The 6,493-nt window shown below is 31.4% G+C and carries 5 protein-coding genes; all 5 read left to right on the top strand.

Annotated elements, in window-relative coordinates; translation table 11 throughout:
- The first annotated feature begins 132 nt into the window (after window positions 1–132).
- The 5 genes from L990_RS15655 (at window position 133) to L990_RS15675 (ending at window position 6,266) form a co-directional block, all read left to right on the top strand.
- A complete protein-coding gene (locus L990_RS15655; protein ID WP_156121640.1) occupies window positions 133–702 on the top strand; it encodes a hypothetical protein in 570 nt (189 codons plus the stop codon).
- 302 nt (window positions 703–1,004) lie between these two features.
- Window positions 1,005–1,538 (top strand): hypothetical protein, encoded by a 534-nt coding sequence (locus L990_RS15660; RefSeq protein ID WP_047451325.1) that lies wholly within the window; start codon window positions 1,005–1,007, stop codon window positions 1,536–1,538.
- Window positions 1,539–1,715: 177 nt separating this feature from the next.
- Window positions 1,716–2,564 carry a hypothetical protein gene (locus tag L990_RS15665; RefSeq protein WP_047451327.1) on the top strand — a complete coding sequence of 283 codons (849 nt, stop codon included), beginning with the start codon at window positions 1,716–1,718 and terminating at the stop codon, window positions 2,562–2,564.
- A 148-nt stretch (window positions 2,565–2,712) separates the two neighbouring features.
- Window positions 2,713–4,425 carry a hypothetical protein gene (locus L990_RS15670; protein ID WP_047451330.1) on the top strand — a complete coding sequence of 571 codons (1,713 nt, stop codon included), beginning with the start codon at window positions 2,713–2,715 and terminating at the stop codon, window positions 4,423–4,425.
- A gap of 164 nt (window positions 4,426–4,589) precedes the next feature.
- Window positions 4,590–6,266 (top strand): ATP-dependent nuclease, encoded by a 1,677-nt coding sequence (locus L990_RS15675; protein ID WP_052181084.1) that lies wholly within the window; start codon window positions 4,590–4,592, stop codon window positions 6,264–6,266.
- The last annotated feature ends 227 nt before the right edge of the window (window positions 6,267–6,493 follow it).

Below are 6,493 nucleotides of genomic sequence, written 5' to 3' on the forward strand. Positions count from 1 at the left end.
CGCCGCAGCAGCGGCAGTGCTGGCTGAGGGAACGGATGCCCGCAAGCACTTGTTGCCCATACCGCCAAACGTTGGCTGCAATGTTAAAAAAGCTCATCTTTCTAAGGTTTAGCTAATAATACAATGACAAAAATGAAGATTGAATTTAAGATTTGGGCAATTTATTTTACGACTATTTTATTCTCTGTTTATATTCATGAATTTGGACATTGCATACCAGCATGGACACATGGATATTGGGCAGTTCCGACTCCGGCAAAAGAGTATATATCTAATGCTGTAGCTATGGATTTAAAACAATATATATCTCTTGGTGGAGTAATTGGTTCGATTTTGGTATCACTTATAGTTATATTTTTATACCTAAACAAAACATATAGAATTAATCCAGCCATACTTGCTGGAGTGATTGCAATACCTGGAATGTATACATTAAGATTTATATTGAGCGGTAGAGGACATGATGCAACTGAATTTCAGGAAGCACAATCTGCATTGGGATTGAGCTATTCTGGACATTCGTTAGATTGGATTTTCTTAATATTATTTATATTTGGAGTTGTAGTTTGGATAATAAAATCCAAGCCACATTATAAAATAATAGGCAGATTATCGATTGGTTTCGTTTTGACATTTATTTTTGTGGTTGGACTTCAAGTAATAAACAATGCTATTTTTGACCCAATTTTACAAGCTAAGTGATTTTCAGGTCAATTAAGATTGATTAATAGCAAGGCATTGAGATACAAAATAAACACAGCAGCCAACAAAGGCTCAAACCCAATTGGGGGTTAAGTTTGGCGAGGAGTTCAGCGTTATTAAGTGCATTAGTTTTAACTTGATAATTTCGCAGATTCGAATCCCCAACTGGGTTTAGCCTCGAACGTTATCTGCCATGTTAAAATGACACATTACGACATTTTTTTTAAGTGCATTTTAAGTTCTTATGAAATATAGAGTAGAATTGAATTTATAATTTTTGATATTTACAATATAATTTAACAATGGAAACTAACACTTTAATTACAATTGCTAAATCAGCGAACTCAATACATTCTTTATTAACTGGTGGTGCATTTGGAGAAGCACTAAATGCAATAGCATTAGTTGAATTAGAAGCCGCTCGAAATGCATATCAATCCGTAAGTCAATCAAAACAACCACGAGAAGCTCTTAATCGAGTTTTAACGCATTTAGAATCAGCACACGTAGCATTCAGAAAGACATGGTCTACTACGGGGCTTCGTGTATCACGTTATGCAAAAGCATCTTTTGTAGCATTGTGGGATGCTTATGTTTGTTGCCTTATGGCAGCAATTCACAAAGCATTAGGCGATAATAATCAATTATTAATGCGTTCTTTCAAATGGGGAGAAGATGCTATTCAATTCGAGAAATCATTAGGCGAATATGAGGAAGGAATAATAGCTCTTGTTAATCCAATGACTTACATTGATATTTTTTCAAGCTATTCAGATATTATGTCGCTTATGTCTGAGGATAAATTTGAGGAGTTTAAAAGAAATATTTTGAATTAGCTTGAGACTAATCAAGAATAAAACACGAGCAGATAACACAGGCTAATAAGCAATTGGGGTTTAGGTGGTTGGGCGTGCGTCGATCTCGCTTGCAAGCTTTCTGCACGGTTGATAAGAAAGCGTCCACGAAGTCCCCAACTGCTTATAGCCTCGTCCGTTACCCATAATTTTTAAAAGATGATTCTCAAACAAAACGATGAAAATATAGAATATCGAAATGAATACGATTTATTAGTTGATGTTTACTATAAGGGAATACCCTTTAGTGGAAAAATCATTGATGAATTAGAAGAAATTGAATATAAAAATGGGAAAGTTAATGGAGATTATATTGTTCGGTATCCTAGTGGAATTATTAAGGAACACGAACTTTATGAGAACGGAGTATTTATTGAAGGTAAGCATTTTTATCCCAATGGATTGAAATTGTATGAAAGTACAAAGGAATCTTATAAAAGATGGAATTTGTCTCAAAATGTTATTTCGGAATATAAAGACCAGATACATTATGAATATTTTAAAGAAGGATTTATCAAAAGCATTTCTCCCAACATTAAGGAACAAGATTGGGCTATAAAGTTTTTTTCAAAAAACGAAGAATTGATTTATACACAAATGATAGATAAGGTAATTGATGGAGAATTAAAGCGAATAATAACTTACGACAATGATTTAATGTATAAATATTACTTTGACTTACTTAATTTTGAAAATCATGAATTAAAGGATAATCAAACTTATAGTACTACAGAAAATCATAGGATTCATCATATTTGGATGTGGTTTTGGAAAGTCTTTGATTTTGATGCAGAAATGTATTTGAATATCCTTAACAGTTTGTTGAAGCACCCTAATATAGATGTAAAGAAAACAATAGCTAATATTATTGCTCATCACAGATTGCATATTTACATTGAAAAAGAAAGTGAAGAAACAATAGAGGCCTATAATTACATAAGAGAAAGTTCATCAAACTTGGATAAGAATTTTCCATCACGAGAAATTCGGAATTTTAAGACGAAATAAAAACTATGGTTAACATGCAATATAGCAAAAAAGGGTTTCAGTGGTATGCGAAGCCCATCTCCCGCATCAAGTTCAGTGTCGGCTGATAGTGACATTCACCGCAATCCCTTTCTTGCCATATTGCCACCGTTAGCAAAAATTTTAAAACATGAACCTGCAAATTGAAACAAACATAGCTTATAAAGATTTATTTCAAGATTTCGACTCTACAAGTATTTCAGATTTACTTCGTGAAATTCCGAGTAAGAACGCATTAGAAATTACATGTCATTTCTTAGCTCAAATCCATACAAAAGAAAAAGATACGAGTAGGCAATTACATTATTTGAGACAATGGTTAACTAAAATACCCATAGAAATACAAACAGAATGTAATGCTTTTGTTGAAAGGATTAGTAAAAAGAAGAATGCTAAGTTTAATTTTCTTAACAATGTTTCACTGTTAATATTAGTTGAGCATATTATTGCAAATTTCAATGAATTAGAAATACAGGAATCATTGAGTGCAGAGCAAGAATTGAAATTATTAAAATCGTACCTTTTTTCGTCGCAGACTTGGATTGACAAACAAAAATTTAATGGAGAAAAAATCACTAAACCAGAAGAACTTATTAAATTATTGCTTCCAATTCAATTACCATACGTTGAGATATTAGAGTTTAAGGATTTTAGATTACAATTCTTAAAGGCAATTAATTTTTTCAAATTTTGTGAATCACATGAATTGTTCAGCAATTATCTCAAAATCTTTTTAGAAAGCAATAACTTAAAATCTTGGCAAGAATATTTAATAAACCTTTTAAATTTATATACATCGAAACTTGTAAACGAAACAATCCCATCTATTGAGGTTTTTCAAGAAACTCATACAGAAGTAACAAATTGGCTGAATACACTTTGTGTCGATACTGGTAGTTTCATGAGTAGCAATGATTTTTTAGGCATAAGAGAAAAACCTTTGTTCCGTTTTGATGACAATAAATATCTATATTTAAACTTGAACTTTTTTATTGATAAGATTTTTCAAGGAATTCAGTTTGATTTTGCTTCTGCTTTGGCAAAAAATGAAATAGAATATAATGGGAAGGTAATAGCAGGATATGTTTCAAATGAAAAAGGGAAAGTCGGTTTCAAAAGTATTTGGGGAGAAGTATATTCTGAAAATCATCTGTTATATCCTACATTAGATTATATATTTGGCAACAAAAAATATATTTGTTATTCGGGTGAAAATATGAAAGAACACCTTGGTGATGGAGAACCTGATTATTACGTAAGAGATAACGCAAAGATTTACTTGTTCGAATACAAAGATGTATTATTAAATGCAAGCATAAAACATTCTTATGATTATGAGCAGATTGAAAAAGAAATATTCAAAAAATTTGTTAGCAATCAGCATGGTGATGATAAGGGGATTAGTCAGTTAATCAATTCAATATCAGATATTATTGAGAATAAATATAATTCATTTGATAATTTTGACTTTACCAAAGCTATAATCTATTCAATAATAATTTATAATCATTTTGACTTTAATTCTCCAGGTATAAACTATATTTTAAACAAAAAATTTAGAGAAATAGTAAATGAGAAAGGACTTGAAAAGAAAGTGGAAATTAAAAACTTATCACTAATTGATTTAGATAGTTTTATCAAGTTTCAGGATTTATTCAATAAAAAGAAAATGACTCTTAATCATTGTTTAAATGAACATTTTAAATTTACAAGTAAACCTGATTTATTTGAAAAAATATCAACAGTCAATCAAAACATGCACTTTGTTGCAAGTAAATTGAAATATGATAGTCCAGAATTGTTAGAATCAGAATTAAAGAAAATGATAATAAACTTTTGCTAACACGCGGTCATAAAACATAGCGGTTTTAGTGCAAATTGCAAGCTAAGTTCCCGCGTGCAAGGTCAGCAACGGGGGATAGGTTCGCAGCCACGCAATCCGCTACGTTTTATACCGCCAACCGTTGTGTGCTATACTAAGACAGACAATTAAATTCATATTGCAAAATGACAATTGACAAACTAACAATAAGAAATTACAAGTGCTTTGACGAGACAGGGACATCAATCGAAGCTTTAAAATCAATTAATGTAATAATTGGCAAAAACAATAGTGGCAAGAGTTCTGTCATTGATGTCTTTAAATTCTTAACTACAAACGATAGCACATTTTTTAAAAATAGAAGAAATGGCAAAGCCCCAGAAATAGAATTTGAGCATATTGTTAATGATAGATTAATTAAACAATCATTTGACAGCAGTGTAAGCGGTGGCGATATTGGTATGAATCACCAACAATTTGGTTTGTCTTTGGTAAATTCCACTCTTACATACACAATTAACGAAAATGGAAAAAATTCATTTAAAGGATTAAACAAAAATATTCCTAATGGTGCAAGACAATATTTTGAACGTTATCTTTCTCTTATCCATTTTCCATTAAATGGGAAAATATTTAGTCACTTAAGTGCGGAAAGAGATATTCAGCCAGAGTCACCAAGAGCTGACCTAGCATTAAATACAAATGGTGTTGGTGCAACAAACCTTATACAAACGATTATTAATAGAGATAATTATGATAGTAATTTAATTGAAAAAACACTTCTAAATGAACTTAATAAAATCATAAATCCAGACATTGACTTTACGAGAATTCTTGTTCAACAAAATGAAAATGGTAATTGGGAGATATATTTTGAAAGTGCTGATGATGGACGTGTTCCTCTTTCAAAAATGGGAAGTGGTGTAAAAACAGTTCTACTTGTCCTTATTCTTCTGTATGTGAAACCCAAAATAGATAGTAAGAATGTAGGCGATTATGTGTTTGCCCTTGAAGAACTGGAAAACAATTTACACCCATCTTTACAAAGAAGACTTTATTACTTTATTTACCAGTTCGCAAAATCAAATAATTGCGTTTTTCTGCTAACGACACATTCAAACATTGTGATTGATTTGTACAATTCTCTTGATGAAACACAAATTTTACACATTAGTAAGCTTGAGAACAGAACAACAATAAAATCAACTTTAAAAGAAACAGAATTAAGAACAATACTTGACGATTTGGATGTCCGTGCAAGCGATATTCTGCAAAGTAATGGCATAATTTGGGTTGAAGGACCAAGTGATAGAACATACATAAATAACTGGATAAAACTTCTTGACAATAGTTTAGTTGAAGGATATCATTATTCAATTATGTTTTACGGTGGCAGATTGCTGTCTAACTTGTCATTTGACTATGACCTTATTAACAAAGAGCTTATACCACTTTTAAAGCTTAATAACAATTCGTTTGTTGTAATCGACCGAGATGGTAAAACTATTAACGCAAAACTGAACGATACTAAGACAAGAATTCAAAACGAAATAGGTGAAAACAAAGCTTGGATAACAAAAGGAAGGGAAATTGAAAATTACCTCTCAAATGATGCATTACAAAAATGGTTGAAAGAAGACTATAATATTGATTGCACATTTGACAATGAATTAAATACAAAATTAGAAGACAACATTTTTAAAATTGGTAAGGCAATAGAGAAAATACAATACAATTTAAATAAAAACAAATACGCAAATGAAATTGTAAAGTATATTGACAAAACTAACTTTGAAATTCTTGATTTAAAACAAAATCTTGATAATCTTATATCAACGATAAAAAGATGGAACAAGATATAAGTACAGCACACAACACGCGGTCATAAAACATAGCGGTTTCAGTGAGTTTGCAAGCTCAGTTCCCGCAGGCAAGTTCTTATCGGTTGATAGGTTTGCAGCCACGCACTCCGCTACGTTTCATACCGCCAAACGTTGGGCGCAAGCATAAAGAATAAAAGACTATACTGGTAAATTGAAAAAATGAAAAAGAAAATCCTGTTTGGACTGATACTAACCTCAATAATAAT

The sequence above is a fragment of the Alistipes sp. ZOR0009 genome (assembly GCF_000798815.1).
Lineage (GTDB): Bacteria > Bacteroidota > Bacteroidia > Bacteroidales > ZOR0009 > Acetobacteroides.